Origin of the sequence: uncultured Agitococcus sp., from assembly GCF_937920075.1 — a bacterium.
Taxonomy (GTDB): Bacteria; Pseudomonadota; Gammaproteobacteria; order Pseudomonadales; family Moraxellaceae; genus Agitococcus.
Genome location: NZ_CALETI010000267.1, coordinates 1 through 1,034 on the forward strand (window position 1 = coordinate 1; position 1,034 = coordinate 1,034).

A 1,034-nucleotide genomic window follows, 5' to 3' on the forward strand; every position below is an offset into this window, starting at 1 on the left:
ATTGACTGATTTCGTTTTCTAAGCTCATTTTAAGTTACCTTTTTGTTTGTTTGTGAAAAATCATAGTACCATAGTTTAAAAAAATAGTGTATAGTTTTTATACTTTATTTTTTTTTAAACAACAAACAGGTGTGAATTATGACAACACAAGAGGCGGTTCAATTTTGGGGAGGCCCGACTCGTTTAGCTAAGGTTTTAGGTATAACACGCGATGCTGTGCATAAGTGGAAGCAGTACCCTCCGATGGATAAACAATTTCAGATAATGGTTTTATCGGGTGGGCGTTTGGCGGTGACGAATGATAATACAAAACAGGAAAATAAAAATGACTGATTACAAAATGGCGGTGTCATGCGGTCGGGGCATGGGAATCGTTAAAAACACTACCAAAACATGGGGTGATATTGTCAAAAAATTATCAACTCATGTTGAGTTAGACGACAAAGAAAAAGCGGACTTTTTTGTTGGTGGCGCGTTTAGTGATGATGTGCGAGTAGATGAAGATTTATTGTGTCGCTCTTTATTGACTTTAGATATTGATAAATACACTGGCACGATTGACGATTTAGAGTTTGACTTGGATTTGATGGGGCTTGGCGCGTTTGTGGCTTATAGCACTTATTCTCATACGTCTGATAAGCCTCGTGTGCGCTTAGTTTTGCCTTTGTCGCGTGATGTGTCGCGTGATGAATATAGGCAGCTTAGCCGCTCGTTTTGCGAGTCTTACTACCCTTCTATATATGACGAATGCTCGTACAAGCCTAATCAGTTTATGTTTTATCCGTCTTGTGCGGTAGGGGGCGAGCGTTGGGCATTGTCGGGCGAAGGTGTTGCGCTTGATGTTGATAAATTCTTGGTCAAGTCTGTGTTTGATGATGTTGTTATTGATGAATCGGACGATGATGATTTTACACGCGATTTACCTCTTAATATGTCAGATGATGAGGTCAACGGGTTGTTGTTTGCTTATCAGGCGCAAGGGCTTGAATATGACGCATGGCTCAAGGTAGGGCAAGCATTACATCATCAATATC

2 protein-coding genes are annotated in these 1,034 nt (G+C 40.4%); both read left to right on the top strand.

The genetic code is table 11. The annotated features are described in order from the left end of the window. Window positions 1–138: 138 nt before the first annotated feature. Window positions 139–333: a Cro/CI family transcriptional regulator gene (locus Q0212_RS09165; RefSeq protein WP_297924731.1), complete on the top strand. Its 195-nt coding sequence runs from the start codon at window positions 139–141 to the stop codon at window positions 331–333. Then, window positions 326–1,034 (top strand): hypothetical protein (locus Q0212_RS09170; RefSeq protein WP_297924733.1); only part of this gene is annotated, 709 nt, incomplete at its 3' end. The genes Q0212_RS09165 and Q0212_RS09170, both read left to right, overlap by 8 nt.